Here is a 16,384-nt window from a genome sequence, read left to right on the forward strand (position 1 = left end):
AGGTTACACAACACCCGCATCAACGCGAGCGGCTGGGTTATCAAGCAGCGCGGGGGCGACATCGACGTTCAGGGTCAGACCCCGCTCGGCGGCGTCGGTCTCGAACATGCGATGCAGGGTGGCGCCGATTTGTTCGGCGCGGACCTGCGCGTCCGTTTCGGGGGCGGGGGCGTCTTCAGGGTGGCCGTGGCTGGCCCCCTCAAACGTGCGCGCCTCGCTCACGTAGCTGGAGGCCAATTCGTCCAGATAGTCCAGTGATTGCTGTAGATGGCTGCGGGTCACCTCGGGCATATCGCGCGATAGGGCCGCGAAGGAGGTGCGCAGGGAGGACAACGGTTGCCGGATGTCGTGGGAGGCCGTCGCCAGCCGTAGCGTGCGCGCTTGGGCGACTTCCACCGCGGCGGTGTAGCCCTCTTGCGCGGCCAGAAGTTCCTCACTGAGGCGGGCCTGTGCGATGGCGTGATCCAGCGCCTCCTGGACCGCGATTTCGCGGTCTGATTTCAGCACGAAGATGTTACGGATGAAGAGCGCGCCGAAACCGATGGTTATGGCGGCAATAAGGACCCGGTTGATGACGACGGTCAGGGTTTGCCCATCAAATCCGCCCGCGATCACGACGGTGCCGCCGATCAGCACACAGGTCAAAAGGACCCAGATCAGGTTGCGGATCATCGTGTCATAGCCGCCCCGCAGTTTCGAGAAGGTCGAGACCGGGAAGAAATGGGCGACTGCGACGGTACAGCCGGTGATGCTGAACAACAGGTAGCCAACCTCGATCGGGGCCAGGCGACCCAACGCCCAGATGGCCCAGACCCCTACAGCGATGACCCGGAACGGGGTTTTGAGCCAGGCCCACTTGTGGTCAGCGGGCAGTGTATGCGCCGCCACCAGGTAGTTGATCGTCAGCATCCCATAGCCGCCCGCGATCAGGCCTTAGGCGCTGACATCGATGCCGGACCAGACAATACCGCTGATGTTCTGCTCGAACAGGGCGATGTAGATCAACCCCAGCGGGACCAGAAGGGTATAGAGCGCCCAGATCCAGTAGCGCAGGGAAAGGGCAATGACGATCAAGACGGCGATGACCGAGAAATTGCCCAGAAAGAAAGCAGCCGCCGCAATGGCCCCTTCGGCCACGTCCCCCAGCGGTTGCGCAGGGACATCGAAGGACACTGCATGACTTGCCCCCGTCCACAGTGTCGTCGACGCGGCAGAGATCACTGCGATATGGATTAACGGCTTTGTCATAGGCCCCTCGTCGGATAGGTTTTCCCAAGCGCAAGAGTGATCGCGGACGCATGGATAGAACAATGACGAAACGATACACCGGCATGCTCGCCGATGATCACAAGATCGTTCGCATGGGTCTGAAGTCCGCCTTGGAACATGATCGCGCGATGCAGGATACCCAAGTGCAGATCGTCGTCGAGGCCGAGGACGGCCTGCAAACCATCGAAGGGGTCAAGGCGCACCGTCCGGATCTGCTGATCCTTGACGTCTCCATGCCCATAGCCTCGGGGGCCGAGATCGTCGTGGACGTGCAGCGCTGGAGCCCTGATACGAAAATCGTCGTCTACAGCGGCGTGACCTCGCCGGGCCTGCTGGCGCATCTGATCGAGGCGGGCGTGCACGGCTTGTTTGCAAAGGGATCGGACGCGTCGGATATGTTGGCCGCCGTGCCCTTGATCCTGCGCGGCGGGCGGAAGATCGACGCCGCGATCCTGGATATCGTGCGGGGCGCCGGGACGCCAGCGCCGCTGAGAGCGCGCGAGCGTCAAACCCTCAACATGGTGCTGGCCGGGCGGACCAACGCGGAAGTGGCCGCGCTGATGGGGATCTCCATCAATTGATGATCCCAACTTAGGAAAAGAGCAGGCGCGACCGTATGGGGATTCACCCCCATATTGAAAGTGGCGGGGTGTTGGTAGGTCTGTTTCATCGGCCCCATGAGGGGGCCAGAAACAAACCAAGGACCTAAACACCAAAGGATATTTCCAATGACCTCTTCGATCACCAAAGCCCTTCGCCTTGCCACCGCCGCCGCTGTTCTGGCCGCTGCAACCTTGTCCGCCAATGCGCAGACGTTTGACGCCGGATACATCCAGACGCTGGATGTGACCTCCACCCGGGGCGCCAGCCAGATGCACCAGATCTTCAATGCAGGCACCGGCGGCAGCAACCCGGCGATCACCCGTGTCTGCATCGCCAACTATGGCAACGTGGGGTGTGCCTTTACCCACACGGTGCGCGGTATCAACCCGCTCGTGGCGCAACCCGGCAGCCAAAGCTGCGCCAACTTCTCGTCCAACTGCCGGGTTGCTTTCGGGATGTTCGACGGGCTGGAGCCCGCCCAGGCCAACCGCGCGATGGTGATGAACCTCAGTGCCTTCGCAGGCGGAACGGTCAGCTTCATCTGGCAGTAAGCCCCCGGGCTCCCTCTGCCTTGCACCACGCAGGCCCCAAGCAAGCCAAACCGCCCCCCCCGACAGACACGAAAGATGCGCTGCCGGGGGGCGATGCGTTGCGCAGGCGCGCCGTCCTGTGATTGTCTGGTGCAACTTTGGGGGAGAGGCATTTGACCGACCAAGACCTGATCGCGCTGCGCCGCACTTTCCACCAAAGCCCCGAGCTTGGGTTTGCCGAGCACGAGACCAAGGCCAAGGTGGCAGGTCTTCTGCGGGCGCTTGGGCTTGAGGTTCATGAAGGCGTGGGCGTTGTCGGCCTGCTCAAACGCGGCACCGGCAACCGCGCCATCGGCCTGCGCGCCGACATGGATGCGCTGCCGATCCATGAGACGAGTTCCCACGGCTACCCCTCTCAAACCCCCGGCGTGATGCACGCCTGCGGCCATGATGGGCATATGACGATGCTTCTGGGAGCCGCCGCCAAATTGGCGCAGGAGGCCGATTTCGACGGCACCGTCGTGTTCATTTTCCAACCCAATGAAGAGCACGGGCGGGGGGCGCAGGCGATGATCGACGAAGGGTTGTTGGAGCGTTTCGCGATGGAAGAGGTCTACGCCATTCACAACCTGCCCGGCGCGCCCTTGGGACAGATCTCGACCCGCGCGGGGCAGATCTGCGCCAGCGAAAGCCTGTTTGAGATCGAGATCAACGGCCAGGGCGGTCATGCCTCCATGCCCCAGGTCGGACGCGATGCGATCACCGTGGGGGCCGAGATCGTGCAGGCCTTGCAGACCATCGTCGCCCGCAAGCTGGCCCCCGGGGCAGGCGCGGTCGTGTCGGTAACCGAGTTCCTGACAGACGGGCAGCGCAATGTCCTGCCGGGGCGGGCGGTCCTGAAAGGCGACGTGCGGACGCGGATGCCTGCGGACCGCGAAGCCGTCGCCCGCCTGATGCGCCAGATTGCGGACGGCATCGGTGCCGCCCATGGCGTGAGTGCCACGACTTCTTTCACCACCGAATTCATCGAGACGATCAACGCCCCCGGCCCCACCCAAGCGGTCGTGGATGCCGCCCACGCGCAGGGGCTAGAGACCTTGGGTAATCGCGAACCGATGAGCTTCTCCGAGGATTTCGCCCATTTCACCGCCGCCGTCCCGGGGTGTTTTCTGCTTCTGGGCAATGGCGAAAGCGGGGCCCATGGGCAGCCGCTTCATGCGTCGGATTATGATTTCAATGACGCCCTCCTGCCCCTTGGTCGCGATTTCTGGGCACAGCTGGTGCGCGACCGCCTGCCTGTCACGGGTAACGTGCGATAGGGGCGCGCGTGCAGCCCGCCCCCGTTTGCGGCGGTAGGTTTCAGAACAGCGCGCACGATCCTGACTTATTGTATAAGAATTGACTTCGAGCGAAGCCATGACCGATCCGATGATGCCGCCCGACAGATGGTCCGCGGTTTGACCACCACCATGGCTTGGATGGTCACTGACCTGTCGTCAGGCGCCGAGGGGCCCTTCTTCCAACTGCACCAGCGCGGCCTCAGCCGCCTCCAGTGCCCCTTCCAGATAGCCGCCGAAGCCCCGCGCGGTTTCCGTACCCGACAGGATCACACGGCCATCCCAAAGGTGTTGCGCCTCTTTTGGAAGCCCGTAGGTCGGATGAGCAGTCAACGGGGCGGCATCAGCCGCCGTGGCGGTGAACGGGCTGGCAGCCCAGTCATGGATCAGCAGCGATAAGGGGGCCTCGCCCCCGAAGAGTCGCCCGAATTGTGCCATAACGGCGGCGCGCAATGCCGCGTCGTCCACCCGCCCGGAGGGCGGCACACCAATGAACCCGAAAAGCGCACCGAAGCTGGCGTCATCTGGCGAGGCATCGTGGATTTCCACCATCGGGCCATGGCGACTCATGGCGTCACCCGACAGGCCCATGTCGCGCCAGAAAGGTGTAGGGTAAATCGCGACGGCCTTGGCTTGCCCTGCCATCCACGTCGGCACCTGTTCCCATGCGGCAACAACCGAGCCCAAGGGCATCGGGTCAAAAACCATCTCCGCCACCAAGCGCGGCGGCAACGCAAGAACGACACGCCGCGCGCGCAAGACATCCCGCCCGCGCGTCCTTAGGATTACGCCCTCGGCATCCCGCTCCAATGCGGTCACGGCGGTGCCCTTGCGCAAGCGCGCCGTTGGCACGCCCGCCGTCAAGGCATCTGTCAGGGCGGCCAATCCCCCCTCCAGCCGCCAGGACCCCGCCATCGAGGCATAGCCCCGCCCACGTTGCACGGCGCCGGTCTCATCCTCAAAACTCAGCGCGCCTTCGGAGAACTGATCGAACCGCCGCAGGCCAAGGCGCTTTGTCAGCGCCGCGATGCGGGGTTGTCCGGGCCAGAACCACGCAGGCCCCATGTCCACGGCGCTGCCTCCATGGGGCACCGACAAGATCCGCCCGCCCGTCCGATCGCGGGCCTCCACCAGAAGGTAATCCGCGCCGCGCGCCTCCAGCATCTCCGCCACAGCCAGCCCGCACAAACCGGCGCCAACAATGACCGTATCGGTCATGGGGCAGGCGGTTTGGCGTGGATCACATGGCCGGTTTTCATCCAGACCACTGCGCCCTCAGGCCCGGCCACGGCTTTCACCTGTCCGCCGTCCGGCACCCGCAGCCAGCCGCCCTGTGCAAGCGTATCGCCCGCCTCGGTCACGCTGCCCTCCAGCACCAACAACTCGGCCCCGCCGATGGCCTCATCAGCCAAGACCGCGCCCGGCGCGAGGCGGTGGTACGTCACCTCTTCAAACGCGTCGCGGTGAAGCACCGCGCGGTCCCCCTGCGCTGCCATGTCGAGGCGAAACTGCGTGCGGTCGTCCATGTCGAACTGCCAAAGCTTCACGAAGATCGTGCACCCCTCGGCCGATCCGGGCGTGTGGGACGTGGTCGGCGGGTTGCGCACGTAAGTACCCGCCGGATAGTCGCCATGCTCATCCTGAAACACGCCTTCCAGCACGATGAATTCTTCCCCGCCGGTATGGGTATGGGCCGAGAATTGGGAGCCCGGCGCATAGCGCACGATGGAAGTCGCGCGCGCAACCTCACCCCCGATGCGGTCCAGCATCCGGCGGTCGACGCCGGGCATCGGCGACGCGACCCAGTCCAGCTGATCAGAGTGCACGACGACGCGCTGCGAGAAATCTGCGTTCAGGTCCATGGCGTTTCCTTCCGGGTCTGTCCTTCGCCTAGCAGAGGCCCCCCAAATGCCACAAGTCACGTTGCGCGGCGCAGCGCTTTGGCGCAAACAATCCCGGTCACTTCCGTGAAAGGACCCGACATGGCCGTCAAACGATTGCTGACAGAGTTCGGCATGGGCAGTTCCCTGCGCCGCCAGGATTACACCGAAGCCGCAACGCGCGCCGTGAAAGACGCGCTTTGGCACAACTCCATCAATCTGGCAGAACTTTTCGGCAAGGATAAGGCCGAGATGCAGATCACGGTCGAGGTGGGCGTGCAGAACCCCGACGCGCTGGACGTCGCCAAGATCGCGGCGATTTTCCCCTACGGACAGGTCAAGGTCGCGCCGCGCAAGGGCGGGCTTGATGTGCCGCGCAACGATGGTGGCAATCCAACGGTAATTGCGAACGTCGCGATTTCAGTCGCGCTTGATCTGGAGGCCCCTTTGCCAAGTGCCACGGAATTGGAGAATAACCAATGAACGATCAGCGGTTCATCATCGAAATGGGCATGGGCAATGACCAATACGGCCAAGATTACACCAAGGCCGCCGCCCGCGCGATCGAGGACGCGATACGCCACTCGGCGATCCCGATGTTCGAGGTCACGGGCCTGACCCATGAGCAGATGCGGGTACAGGTCACCATTGGCGTGCAGCACCCGGACCGGGTGGATTGCGCGGCGCTGGCTGGGAAACTGCCTCGGGGGCGGGCCAAGGTGACGGCCGTGTTCGGCGGCCTCGACGTCATCAACCCCGACACGGGCAAGACGTTGGTGATCGCCTCGGCAGCGGTCGAGGCCTTCTTGCCGCGCCAGCCGGGTTAATCCTCGGCCAAAACCTGAATGAAGGTCCGCGCGGAACTGGTGGCCATGTCGTCCGCGCGGCGCATCACGCCCACCGCGCCTGCGGTTTGCGCAAGCGGCACGTCCAGAGCCACCAGCCTTCCCGCGTCCAGATCCGGTTGCACAACGCCTTGGCTGATAAACCAGACGGTGGTGGGGTCTTCGGCCAGGATCGCGCGCGCGACCGCGGCAGAGGTCGTCTCGATCCGCGTCTCATACAACGGCTGGCCCGCCGCGATCATCGCCCGCGCCACGAGGGGGCGAATGGCCGATTGCTGCGGCGGGTAAAGCACACGGCATCCGGCTAGTTCGTCCAGGGACGCGACACTCACGGCAGCGCTCCCCGGCGCGGTGACGACGATGACCGGCTCCGTATAAAGTTGCCGGAATGTCAGCCCTACCATGCTGTCCGGGCGGCCCAACCGCCCGACCACCAGATCCAAAGTACCGCTGCGCAACAGTGCCGTAAGGTCGTGGTGCTGGCCTTCCTGCACCTCCACCAGGGTATCCGGCGCGCTGGCGGTGAACCGCCGGACGGCACGCGGCACCAACGTGCCCGCAACGCTTGGCAGCGCGCCGATGCGCAAGTGGCCGGACATCTCGCCGCCGCCGCGCACAGATCGCAGGCCATGGCGCAGGGCGGTTGTGCTTTGTTCGGCGAATTGCAGGAAGACGTCCCCGGCGGGGGTCAGGCGCACGCCAGCACGGCTGCGTTCCATCAGGCGCGCACCCGCGATGTCCTCCAACTCCCGCAGGGTCTTGGAGATCGCGGGCTGGGTCAGGTTCAACTGCTCGGCTGCGCGCTTAAGGCTGCCCGCCCGCGCGATGGCGCTGAAGGCATCCAGATGGCGAAACTTGATCCGGCGGTCCATTACTTGTCCATATTGACATCCAAAATACGTAATACTTCATTTTTAATTGCCATTCCAGTAGGCCAAAAGGGGGCAAACGGGAGGAACCATGAAAACCCAGGTTGCGATCATCGGCGGCGGTCCGTCGGGGCTATTGCTGGCCCAATTGCTGCACACGCAGGGCATCGACAGCATCGTGCTGGAGCGTAAGACCAAGGAGTATGTCTTGGGCCGCATTCGCGCTGGCGTGTTGGAACAAGGTCTCGTCGGATTGCTGGAACAGGCAGGTTGCGCGGATCGTTTGCATGCCGAAGGCTTCACCCACGATGGCACGCTGATCGCCTACGGCGACCAGATGTTCCGCGTCGATTTCACCGCGCATGTAGACAAGCCCGTCGTGGTCTACGGCCAAACGGAAGTGACCCGTGACCTCTACGCCGCGCGCGAGGCAGCAGGCGGGCAGATCATCTATAACGTCGACGACGTCGTGATCCACGATGCCAAGACCGACGCGCCTTACGTGAGCTTCGCGGTGGAGGGCGAAAGCCTGCGGATCGATTGCGATTTCGTGGCCGGGTGCGACGGTTTCCACGGTGTCAGCCGCAAGACCATCCCCGAGGACGCGCGGCAGGAATATGAGAAGATCTACCCCTTCGGATGGCTCGGTATCCTGTCAGAAACGCCCCCCGTCAATCACGAGCTGATCTACGCCAATCATCCCCGCGGTTTTGCGCTCTGCTCGATGCGCAACGCGCAGCTAAGCCGCTACTACATCCAGTGCTCGCTGGACGATCACCCCGACAACTGGAGTGACGATGCGTTCTGGGAGGAACTCAAACGTCGCATCCCGCCTGAACAGGCCGAGGCCCTTGTGACCGGCCCCAGCATCGAGAAATCCATCGCGCCGCTGCGGTCCTTCGTAACCGAGCCGATGCGCTGGGGGCGGCTGTTCCTATGCGGTGACGCAGCCCATATCGTGCCGCCCACTGGCGCAAAGGGGCTGAACACCGCCGCGTCAGACGTGCATTATCTGTTCGAGGGTCTGAAAATCTTCTACAAAAATGGTACGAAGGATGGGATTGACGTCTATTCCGAAAAGGCCTTGGCCCGTGTGTGGAAGGCAGAGCGCTTTTCGTGGTGGTTCACTTCGATGATGCACCGTTTCCCCGACCAGACCGCGTTTGACCTGAAGATGCAGATTGCCGATCTGGAGTTCCTGCGCGGCAGTACGAGCGCCCAAAAGGCCATGGCCGAGAATTACGTGGGGCTGCCCTATTGAGCGATCCTATTGAAGGAGATGTCGAATGACTGATCGATTTGAAACCGGCATGGAGACAAGACGCGCCGTACTGGGCGACGCCCATGTGGACAGCGCTCAGGCCCGGGAAACACCCTTCGACGCGCCGTTCCAGCAAATGATAACCGAGGGGGCCTGGGGCACCTTGTGGGCCGACGATACGATCACGCACCGCGACCGATCGATGCTGACCTTGGCGCTTCTGGCGGCGACAGGGAACTTCGAAGAGATCCCGATGCACATTCGCGCCACCGCCAACACCGGCGCGACACAAGACGATGTCATGCAGGCCTTCCTGCATGTTGCTGTTTACGCAGGCGTGCCGAAAGCCAACCATGCGATCAAACTGGCGAAACAGACCTACGCCGAGATGGAGGCCACCCCATGAGTACCCACGCCGCCCGCGACCTCTCGCGCCACCCGGCCGCACTGACGCCGCGCTACCGCAGTTCGATCCTGCGGTCTCCAACGCAGGCGCTGATCCGGTTGCCCGACGGCCCGGCAGACCGCCATGGCCCAACCTTCGGCCACGGCAGCATTGGCGCATTGGACCACGACCTGATCCAGAACTACACCCACGGCGGCGCGCCGGTGGGTGAGCGGGTCATCGTCCATGGACGCGTGTTGGACGAAGCCGCACGGCCCGTGCCCAACACACTGGTAGAGGTGTGGCAGGCCAATGCCTCGGGCCGGTATCGGCACAAGAAGGACACCTACATGGGTTCGATGGACCCCAACTTCGGCGGCTGTGGGCGGACCTTGACGGACGAAGACGGCTACTACCGTTTCGACACCATCAAACCGGGCGCCTATCCGTGGCCGAACGGCGGCAACAACTGGCGACCCGCCCATATTCACTTCAGCATTTTCGGCGCGGCCTTCTGCCAGCGCCTGATCACGCAGCTCTATTTTGAGGGCGATCCCCTGATCCCGCTTTGCGACATCCTTCAGACCGTGCCGCACCCAAGTGATATCGACATGCTTGTCGCCAAGTTGGACATGGAGACTACGGTGCCCTTTGACAGCGTGGCCTACCGCTTTGACATCGTACTGCGGGGCGCGCGGTCGACACCGTTTGAAAACCGGAAGGAGGGGAACTGATGGCTGATCTGAAAGAAACCCCGTCGCAAACGGCGGGCCCCTACGTGCACATCGGCCTCGCGACCGAGGCGGCGGGCTTCAGCGCGTTTGCGCCATACGGCGCAAACATCGCCGGGCCGGATGCGGCGGGCGAGCAGATCCGTGTCGAGGGTGTCATCCTTGACGGCGAAGGGGCACCCATGACCGACGCGCTGCTGGAGATCTGGCAAGCCGACGCGCAGGGCCGATATAGCGATACCCAAGATGACACGGGGAACAACACCGGCTTCACCGGATTTGGCCGCGCGGTGCCTGATTTCGAGACCGGGCAATTCGCCTTCGATACCATCAAGCCCGGTGCCACGGATGGCGCGCCGTGCCTGCACCTGTGGCTGGTCGCACGCGGCATCAACCTAGGCCTGCACACGCGGATGTATTTCGATGATGAACCGGACGCGAACGCCACTGATCCCGTGCTCAACGCGCTTGACCCCGCCCGCCGTCCAACGTTGATTGCCACGCGAAACGGTAACGCCTATCGCTTCGACATACGGGTGCAGGGCGACAATGAAACGGTGTTCTTCGATGTCTGATCCAAAACCTTGCATCATCTGCGTGGCTATCACGGGCTCTGTCCCCACCAAGGCGGCGAACCCAGCGGTGCCGATCACGGTGGCCGAACAGGTGGAGTCCACCCATGAGGCGTTCGAGGCCGGGGCCGCCATCTGCCATGCCCATGTGCGCAACGATGACGAAACGCCGTCCTCGGATCCCGAAAAATTCGCCCGCCTCAAAGAGGGTGTAGAAAAACACTGCCCCGGCATGATCGTGCAACTGTCCACCGGGGGACGTTCCGGCGCGGGGCAGGAGCGGGGCGGGATGCTGCCGCTGCGCCCCGACATGGCGTCGCTGTCGGTGGGGTCGAACAACTTCCCCACCCGCGTCTACGAGAACCCGCCTGATCTGGTGGATTGGCTGGCGGCGCAGATGCTGGAATACGACGTGAAGCCCGAGATCGAGGCGTTTGACCTCAGCCATATCCACCATGCGGCCCTCATGCACAGACGCGGGCAGTTGGCCGATCATCCCTACGTGCAATTCGTGATGGGCGTGAAGAACGCCATGCCTGCAGACCGAGAAACATTTGATTTTTATGTCGCGACGATGAAGCGGCTGTTGCCAGAATCCGAATGGTGTACAGCGGGTGTCGGGCCGAACCAGATCGTCCTGAACGAATGGGCCATCGCAGCAGGCGGTCATGCCCGAACGGGGCTGGAGGATAACGTGCGTTGGGACAAGCAGACCCTCGCGCCGTCCAATGCTGCGCTTGTCAAACGCACGGTCGAGATCTGCGAGAAGAACGCCCGCCCTGTCGCCACGACGGCGCAGGCGCGGAAAATCCTGGGGCTGCGGGCGTAAGTTGACACGACGACACGCGGCGTGAATATGTCGCCCATGGCCCCGCAATCCGAGAAAGAGCGTCAGATCGCAGCCGCCGCCCTGCGCGTCTTCTCGCGCTACGGGCTGAAGCGCGCCACGATGAACGACATCGCCGAGGAGGCGGGCGTCGTGCGTCAGACCCTCTATAATGTCTTCGCCAACAAAGATGAGGTCATTAACGGCACGCTGCTTTTGTATACCGATACCCTTCGGCAAAAGACACAGGATGCATGGAAAGAGGCCGAGGATCTGCCTACGAAGCTCGATCTGTTGTTCGAGCATTATATCCTTGCTTCGTGGGATGCCGTGCGAGCCACGCCTGATGCCGCAGATCTGGAATCCGGGGGGCACGCCGCCGTGCAACGTGCGATGTGCCTTGCAGGGGAAGAGTTGGAGGCCATGATCTGCCAGCTCTTCACGCCCGATACGGACGCGATCGAGCGCAACGGACATACTCTGCCGGACTTCGCTTCCTTCGTGAACGCAGCCCTGATGGGATTGAAGTACGGCGTCGATGATCGTGCGACGCTGGTCCGACATCTAGCAACCTTGAAGGCGATGATCTTGCTGACGACGACCTCTTGATCTCATTTGGACACATATTGACTATATGTCCAAAATCGGCGATCTTGGCGTGGCAAAAGCGAGGGAGCCAAGATGCGACTGAACGTGAATGGTGAGGACCGAGAAGTCGACGTCGCCCCCGACATGCCCCTTCTGTGGGTCCTGCGCGAAGAACTGAACCTGCCCGGCACGCGTTATGGCTGCGGCGTCGCGCAATGCGGGGCCTGCACGGTTCATATCGACGGGCGCGCGGAACGCTCCTGTCAGGCCCGCGTGGGTGATCTGGAGGGCACGCAGATCACGACGGTTGAGGGGCTTGGCCAGCCCGACGCCCTGCACGCGGTGCAACGGGCATGGGTGGATCACCAAGTGGCCCAATGCGGTTACTGTCAGAGCGGTCAGATCATGCAGGCGGCGGCCCTTCTGGCGGCCAATCCCAGCCCCACCGACGAGGACATTGATTTCGAGATGTCCGGCAACCTGTGCCGCTGCGGCACCTACCCCCGTATCCGCGCCGCCATCCACGCCGCCGCACGCGCGATGGAGGGCTGAGGGCATGGGCAAGTTGAAAACCTTCACCCGCCGCGCGTTTCTTGTAGGCTCTGCTGCCGTCGCGGGCGGCGTGGCCTTCGGCGCGTATCTGGTGGTGCGCGACCCGGAAAACCCGAATTTGGAAGGCCTTGCCGAAGGCGCGGCCTCGTTCAACCCATGGGTCCGCGTTGATGCCAGCGGTGTCACGCTGATCACGCCCCATACCGATATCGGTCAGGGCGCGGCCTCGATGCAGGCGGCGCTGATCGCGGAAGAGATGGACCTTGAATGGGCGGATTTCGACATCGATTTTGGCCGTCCCGCCCCTGCCTACTGGAACACTGCGATGGGCAGCGAAGGGGCGCCATTGTTGCCTTGGGATGACGGTTTTGGCGCCCGCGCCATGCGCGGCTCGATGGACAGCCTGATGAAGGTGATCGGGATGCAGGGGACGGGTGGCTCGACCTCCACCCCCGACAGTTTCGTGAAACTGCGAGAGGCGGGCGCCATGGCCCGCGAGACGTTGAAGCTGGCCGCCTCACAACGCACAGGCGTTGCGGTCGCGGACCTGCGCACCGAGGCAGGCGCGGTGCATCTGCCCGATGGCACGGTGATCCCCTACGCGGATCTGGCAGCCGAGGCCGCGCAGCTAGAGCCCGTCCAAGATACGCCCCTGCGCGATCCCGCAACGTGGCGCTTGATCGGCAAAGACATGCCCCGCCTTGATATCATGGCGAAATCTACTGGCGCGCCGATCTTCGGGATTGACCTGGAACTCGCCGACATGGCGCGGGCGAGTGTGCGGATGAACCCGCGCAAAGGCGGAGTGCTGAACGGCTTTGACGCAAGCGGCGCGGAAGGAATGCCGGGAGTTGAGCGCATTCTAGAGATCCCCGGCGGCGTTGCCGTTATCGCCACCAACACCTGGTACGCGATGCAAGCGCTCGATGCGATCGAGTATGACTGGGGCCCTGCCCCCTACGCCCCCGAGCAAGCGGATCATTGGGCGGCACTGGAGGCCGGTTTCACCGACGCAAACCTCGATAGCGAATGGTTGAACGTCGGCGACGTAGAGGCCGACATGCCTGACGCCGAGGTGCTGGAGGCCGAGTACCGCGTGCCCTACGTCGCGCACCAACCGCTGGAACCGCTCAACGCCATTGTGCTTGTGGAAGACGGCGGCGTGCAGGTGTGGACCAGCCACCAAATGCCACGCTTCCTGCAGCAGCAAGTGGCCGCGATCACCGGCCATGATGCCGATCAGGTGACGCTGCACAACCAATACGCGGGCGGATCCTTTGGGCATCGGCTGGAGTTCGAGCAGGTCAAACAGACAACCGAAATCGCAGTGCAGCTGCGCGGTACGCCGGTGAAAATGACCTACAGCCGGGAAGAGGATTTCGCCCAGGATTTCCCCCGTCAGATCACCATGGGTCGCGGACGCGGCGCAGTGCGCGGCGGCCGGGTCATCAGCTATGACACGCAGATCGCCGCCCCTTCGGTGATGCGGTCCCAGATCGGTCGGCTCGGACAGTCCCTGCCCGGCCCCGACAGTCAGATCGCCGCCGGCATCTGGCAGCAGCCCTATGGGTTCGAGAACGCCCGCATGCGCGCCTACGCGGTGGAGGGGCTGTCGCCGGTATCTTCGTGGCGCTCGGTCGGGGCCTCGGCAAACGGGTTTGTGGGGGAGGGCTTCCTCGACGAGTTGATCCATGCCGCTGGCGCCGACCCGCTGGAAGAACGCATCCGCCTATGCACCCTTGATGACGTCAGTGCCCGCGTGCTGGAAGCCGTCGGGGACATGTCCAATTGGGGTGAGGTCCTGCCCGAGGGCACGGGACGGGGCGTGGCCCTTGTCCACGCCTTCGGCGTGCCGTGTGCCGAGGTGGTAGAAGTCACGAATACCGACAATGGCATCCGCCTCGACCGCGTCTGGGTCGCCGCCGACGTTGGCCGGATCGTCGACCCGGTCAACTTCGAAAACAACGTCAAGGGCGGCGTGATCTGGGGCCTCGGCCACGCGATCAATGCGGAACTCACCTACACCGATGGCATCGCGGATCAGACCAATTTCCACGTCCACGACGGGATGCGCATGCACCAGACGCCCGAAATCTTCGTGCGCGGGTTGGAAAATGGCCCCGTGCGCGGAATTGGGGAACCCCCCGTGCCGCCCGCCGCCCCCGCCCTGGCCAATGCAATCTTCGCCGCCACGGGCCAACGCCTGAGAGAGATGCCGTTCTGGAACCACATTGATTTCGTGTAACGCGGTGCCTCACCCCTGACGGCGCCAGGCCTTTGCGCGAATCGACTTGTCTGCAAAGCTGTCCCCTGAGCCAGGAGGGGACAGGAAATGACAGCGGGTGAGGCCGCAATTCTATGTGTCGTGGCCGTCATCGGCCACCTCATGGCGCTGTTCTGGTTGTGCGTGGAGGATTACGAGATCGATCTGTCCCGCGACCGCATCTATGATTTGCCGATCAAGGACGCGCAGGTGCGCCGAGAATTGAAGAACTCGCTGCACACGCCGATGCATGCCGTGATCCTTTTGCTGGCGCTGCTTGTCGGCCTGTTCGAGGCGCGCGGCTTGGGCACTTTTCTGTGGACGCTTGTGCTGACGGCGCTCTGGACTGAGGTCTGGCATTATGCCTCGCATCGGGCGTTTCATCTCAAGTCACTGCATTGGATCCATGCCGAGCATCACAAAAGCCGCCTCTCCAGCCCGTTCACCGCGCTGTCCTTTTCCTTCACCGAGAAGCTGATCTTCGACCTTGGCATCGTGGGTGGCATGGCCCTTTTAGGGTTGTTCATCGAGCTGAATTTCTACGGCATCGCGACGTGGTTCGTGGGCTACCTGATCATCAATTCCTACGGTCATGCCAATTATGAGATTCGAGGCGAAAGTTTCATGGCCCTCAAGGGCACCGTGCTGACCTCCACCGTCTATCACGCGCTGCATCACAGCCGGTACACAGGCAATTATGGGCTGGGAACCCGTGTGTTGGACCGCCTGTTCGAGACAGAATGGCCCGACGCGGCGGCGGTCTTCGACAAGGTCGTCGTGCACAAGGAACCGCTTCATGCCTTGCGCGAAACCGTGGACAGCACGGAGGTGCAATCATGACGCCTGACATGCGCGCCGCCCTGCAAGAGACCGGGCAGAAAGTGACCTTCACCGACGGAGAAATCCTGCGTCACAAGGACGCTTTCGCCCCCGATATGCTGCTAATCACGCAAGGAAAAGTCGATTGCATCCTGTCCGCATCCGACGCCATTCACCTGACCGTCGGCCCCGATACCATCGTCGGCGAAATCGGGTTTCTGACAGGCAAGGGCGCGACGGCGACCTTGCGTGCGCTTGGTCCGGTTGAGGCCCTGTCTCTGGATGCTGCTGCGTTGCAGCGACTGCAAAGGGACATGCCCTCCATTGCCGCCCAGGTACTGCGCCACCTCGCACGGCTGATGTCTGAGCGCCAAGAGCAGAACGAGGATCTGCTGGCCGACAGCGATCCGGGCAAACGGTCGGACTTCGAGATCATCCGCTGCTCGACCCTCGACCAACTGCGCGCAGCACAGCGTCTGCGCTACGATGTCTACTGTGTCGAGTTGGGGCGAAGCTCTCCCTTCGCGGATGCTGACGAGGGCATCCTCGTCGACGACCTCGATGAACATGGCACGTCCTTCATCGCGCTGGAGACAGGCCTTGTCATCGGCACCGCGCGGGTGAACCTTGGCCGTGACGGCGCGCTTGGGGTCCTGCCGGACCTTTACGGCATCGAGGCATCGCCCTTTGAGTTGGAGAACAGCGCCATCATCACGAAATACGCGGTTCGTGACAGTCATCGTGGCGGCTTCACCTACCTGCGCCTGTTCAGTGCCATCGGCACCTATGTCCATGCCTCTCGGGTCGATGCGATCTTCATCGACTGTGTGCCGAAGCTTGCCCGATTCTACGGCAGTGTCGGGTTCGAAAGGACGGGCGATGATTTCATACACTATGAGAATGGCCTGTCGGTGCCCATGGTGCTGGATCTGAATGCCTTTTTCGAACGGATGCCCCTTGAAGAGCGCCTGCGCCGCAACCGTCCTTTCTGAGCGTTAAACGTTCCTTCACGACCAACGGCTAGGTTTGCGGAACGAGTAGTCCGCGAAAGAGC

Annotated in this window: 20 protein-coding genes; 15 read left to right on the forward strand and 5 right to left on the reverse strand. The window is 63.1% G+C overall.

Annotated elements, in window-relative coordinates; all coding sequences use genetic code 11:
* Positions 1-3 precede the first annotated feature (3 nt).
* Positions 4-909 (reverse strand): ATP-binding protein, encoded by a 906-nt coding sequence (locus KUL25_RS14890; protein ID WP_257893648.1) that lies wholly within the window; start codon positions 907-909, stop codon positions 4-6.
* Between the two features lie 24 nt (positions 910-933).
* Positions 934-1,248 carry a hypothetical protein gene (locus tag KUL25_RS14895; protein ID WP_257893649.1) on the reverse strand — a complete coding sequence of 105 codons (315 nt, stop codon included), beginning with the start codon at positions 1,246-1,248 and terminating at the stop codon, positions 934-936.
* A 62-nt stretch (positions 1,249-1,310) separates the two neighbouring features.
* On the opposite strand from KUL25_RS14895, the gene KUL25_RS14900 reads away from it, so the two are divergent.
* From KUL25_RS14900 to KUL25_RS14910, 3 genes are all read left to right on the forward strand, one after another.
* On the forward strand, positions 1,311-1,850 hold the full coding sequence (locus KUL25_RS14900) for a response regulator transcription factor (protein ID WP_257893650.1): 540 nt from the start codon (positions 1,311-1,313) through the stop codon (positions 1,848-1,850).
* A 147-nt stretch (positions 1,851-1,997) separates the two neighbouring features.
* Positions 1,998-2,423 (forward strand): hypothetical protein, encoded by a 426-nt coding sequence (locus tag KUL25_RS14905; RefSeq protein WP_257893651.1) that lies wholly within the window; start codon positions 1,998-2,000, stop codon positions 2,421-2,423.
* 152 nt (positions 2,424-2,575) lie between these two features.
* Complete coding sequence (locus KUL25_RS14910) at positions 2,576-3,721, forward strand: amidohydrolase (RefSeq protein ID WP_257893652.1); 1,146 nt, start codon at positions 2,576-2,578, stop codon at positions 3,719-3,721.
* Positions 3,722-3,898: 177 nt separating this feature from the next.
* Here KUL25_RS14910 and KUL25_RS14915 read toward each other — a convergent pair whose 3' ends face one another.
* Both KUL25_RS14915 and KUL25_RS14920 read right to left on the reverse strand, forming a co-directional pair.
* The gene (locus tag KUL25_RS14915; RefSeq protein WP_257893653.1) at positions 3,899-4,957 is read right to left on the reverse strand and encodes a flavin monoamine oxidase family protein; all 1,059 of its coding nucleotides are present in this window, start codon (positions 4,955-4,957) and stop codon (positions 3,899-3,901) included.
* Complete coding sequence (locus KUL25_RS14920) at positions 4,954-5,601, reverse strand: cupin domain-containing protein (protein ID WP_257893654.1); 648 nt, start codon at positions 5,599-5,601, stop codon at positions 4,954-4,956. Before KUL25_RS14920 ends, KUL25_RS14915 begins: the two co-directional genes overlap by 4 nt.
* 120 nt (positions 5,602-5,721) lie before the next feature.
* Between KUL25_RS14920 and KUL25_RS14925 the strand changes: the two genes are divergently transcribed.
* A complete protein-coding gene (locus KUL25_RS14925) occupies positions 5,722-6,102 on the forward strand; it encodes a Lin0512 family protein (protein WP_257893655.1) in 381 nt (126 codons plus the stop codon).
* On the forward strand, positions 6,099-6,446 hold the full coding sequence (locus KUL25_RS14930) for a Lin0512 family protein (protein WP_257893656.1): 348 nt from the start codon (positions 6,099-6,101) through the stop codon (positions 6,444-6,446). Before KUL25_RS14925 ends, KUL25_RS14930 begins: the two co-directional genes overlap by 4 nt.
* Here KUL25_RS14930 and pcaQ read toward each other — a convergent pair.
* Positions 6,443-7,336, reverse strand: a complete 894-nt coding sequence (pcaQ, locus tag KUL25_RS14935; protein WP_257893657.1) for a pca operon transcription factor PcaQ — start codon at positions 7,334-7,336, stop codon at positions 6,443-6,445. The genes KUL25_RS14930 and pcaQ overlap by 4 nt on opposite strands.
* 88 nt (positions 7,337-7,424) lie before the next feature.
* On the opposite strand from pcaQ, the gene pobA reads away from it, so the two are divergent.
* From pobA to KUL25_RS14985, 10 genes are all read left to right on the forward strand, one after another.
* Positions 7,425-8,594 (forward strand): 4-hydroxybenzoate 3-monooxygenase, encoded by a 1,170-nt coding sequence (gene pobA, locus KUL25_RS14940; protein ID WP_257893658.1) that lies wholly within the window; start codon positions 7,425-7,427, stop codon positions 8,592-8,594.
* Positions 8,595-8,619: 25 nt separating this feature from the next.
* Positions 8,620-9,000 carry a 4-carboxymuconolactone decarboxylase gene (gene pcaC, locus KUL25_RS14945; RefSeq protein WP_257893659.1) on the forward strand — a complete coding sequence of 127 codons (381 nt, stop codon included), beginning with the start codon at positions 8,620-8,622 and terminating at the stop codon, positions 8,998-9,000.
* Positions 8,997-9,713 carry a protocatechuate 3,4-dioxygenase subunit beta gene (pcaH, locus tag KUL25_RS14950; protein ID WP_257893660.1) on the forward strand — a complete coding sequence of 239 codons (717 nt, stop codon included), beginning with the start codon at positions 8,997-8,999 and terminating at the stop codon, positions 9,711-9,713. The genes pcaC and pcaH overlap by 4 nt, the downstream gene beginning before the upstream one ends.
* On the forward strand, positions 9,713-10,285 hold the full coding sequence (gene pcaG, locus KUL25_RS14955) for a protocatechuate 3,4-dioxygenase subunit alpha (RefSeq protein ID WP_257893661.1): 573 nt from the start codon (positions 9,713-9,715) through the stop codon (positions 10,283-10,285). The genes pcaH and pcaG overlap by 1 nt, the downstream gene beginning before the upstream one ends.
* Positions 10,278-11,111: a 3-oxoadipate:acetyl-CoA acetyltransferase gene (locus tag KUL25_RS14960; protein WP_257893662.1), complete on the forward strand. Its 834-nt coding sequence runs from the start codon at positions 10,278-10,280 to the stop codon at positions 11,109-11,111. Before pcaG ends, KUL25_RS14960 begins: the two co-directional genes overlap by 8 nt.
* A 36-nt stretch (positions 11,112-11,147) precedes the next feature.
* Positions 11,148-11,717 (forward strand): TetR/AcrR family transcriptional regulator, encoded by a 570-nt coding sequence (locus tag KUL25_RS14965; protein ID WP_257893663.1) that lies wholly within the window; start codon positions 11,148-11,150, stop codon positions 11,715-11,717.
* A 72-nt stretch (positions 11,718-11,789) separates the two neighbouring features.
* Positions 11,790-12,248, forward strand: coding sequence for a (2Fe-2S)-binding protein (locus KUL25_RS14970; protein ID WP_257893664.1), 459 nt, complete (start codon positions 11,790-11,792; stop codon positions 12,246-12,248).
* A gap of 4 nt (positions 12,249-12,252) precedes the next feature.
* Positions 12,253-14,493 (forward strand): xanthine dehydrogenase family protein molybdopterin-binding subunit, encoded by a 2,241-nt coding sequence (locus KUL25_RS14975; RefSeq protein ID WP_257893665.1) that lies wholly within the window; start codon positions 12,253-12,255, stop codon positions 14,491-14,493.
* Positions 14,494-14,580: 87 nt separating this feature from the next.
* Complete coding sequence (locus KUL25_RS14980) at positions 14,581-15,351, forward strand: sterol desaturase family protein (RefSeq protein ID WP_257893666.1); 771 nt, start codon at positions 14,581-14,583, stop codon at positions 15,349-15,351.
* Positions 15,348-16,322 carry an N-acyl amino acid synthase FeeM domain-containing protein gene (locus KUL25_RS14985; RefSeq protein WP_257893667.1) on the forward strand — a complete coding sequence of 325 codons (975 nt, stop codon included), beginning with the start codon at positions 15,348-15,350 and terminating at the stop codon, positions 16,320-16,322. Before KUL25_RS14980 ends, KUL25_RS14985 begins: the two co-directional genes overlap by 4 nt.
* Positions 16,323-16,384: the final 62 nt, after the last annotated feature.

Origin of the sequence: Gymnodinialimonas phycosphaerae (genome assembly GCF_019195455.1) — a bacterium.
In the GTDB taxonomy this organism is placed as follows: domain Bacteria; phylum Pseudomonadota; class Alphaproteobacteria; order Rhodobacterales; family Rhodobacteraceae; genus Gymnodinialimonas; species Gymnodinialimonas phycosphaerae.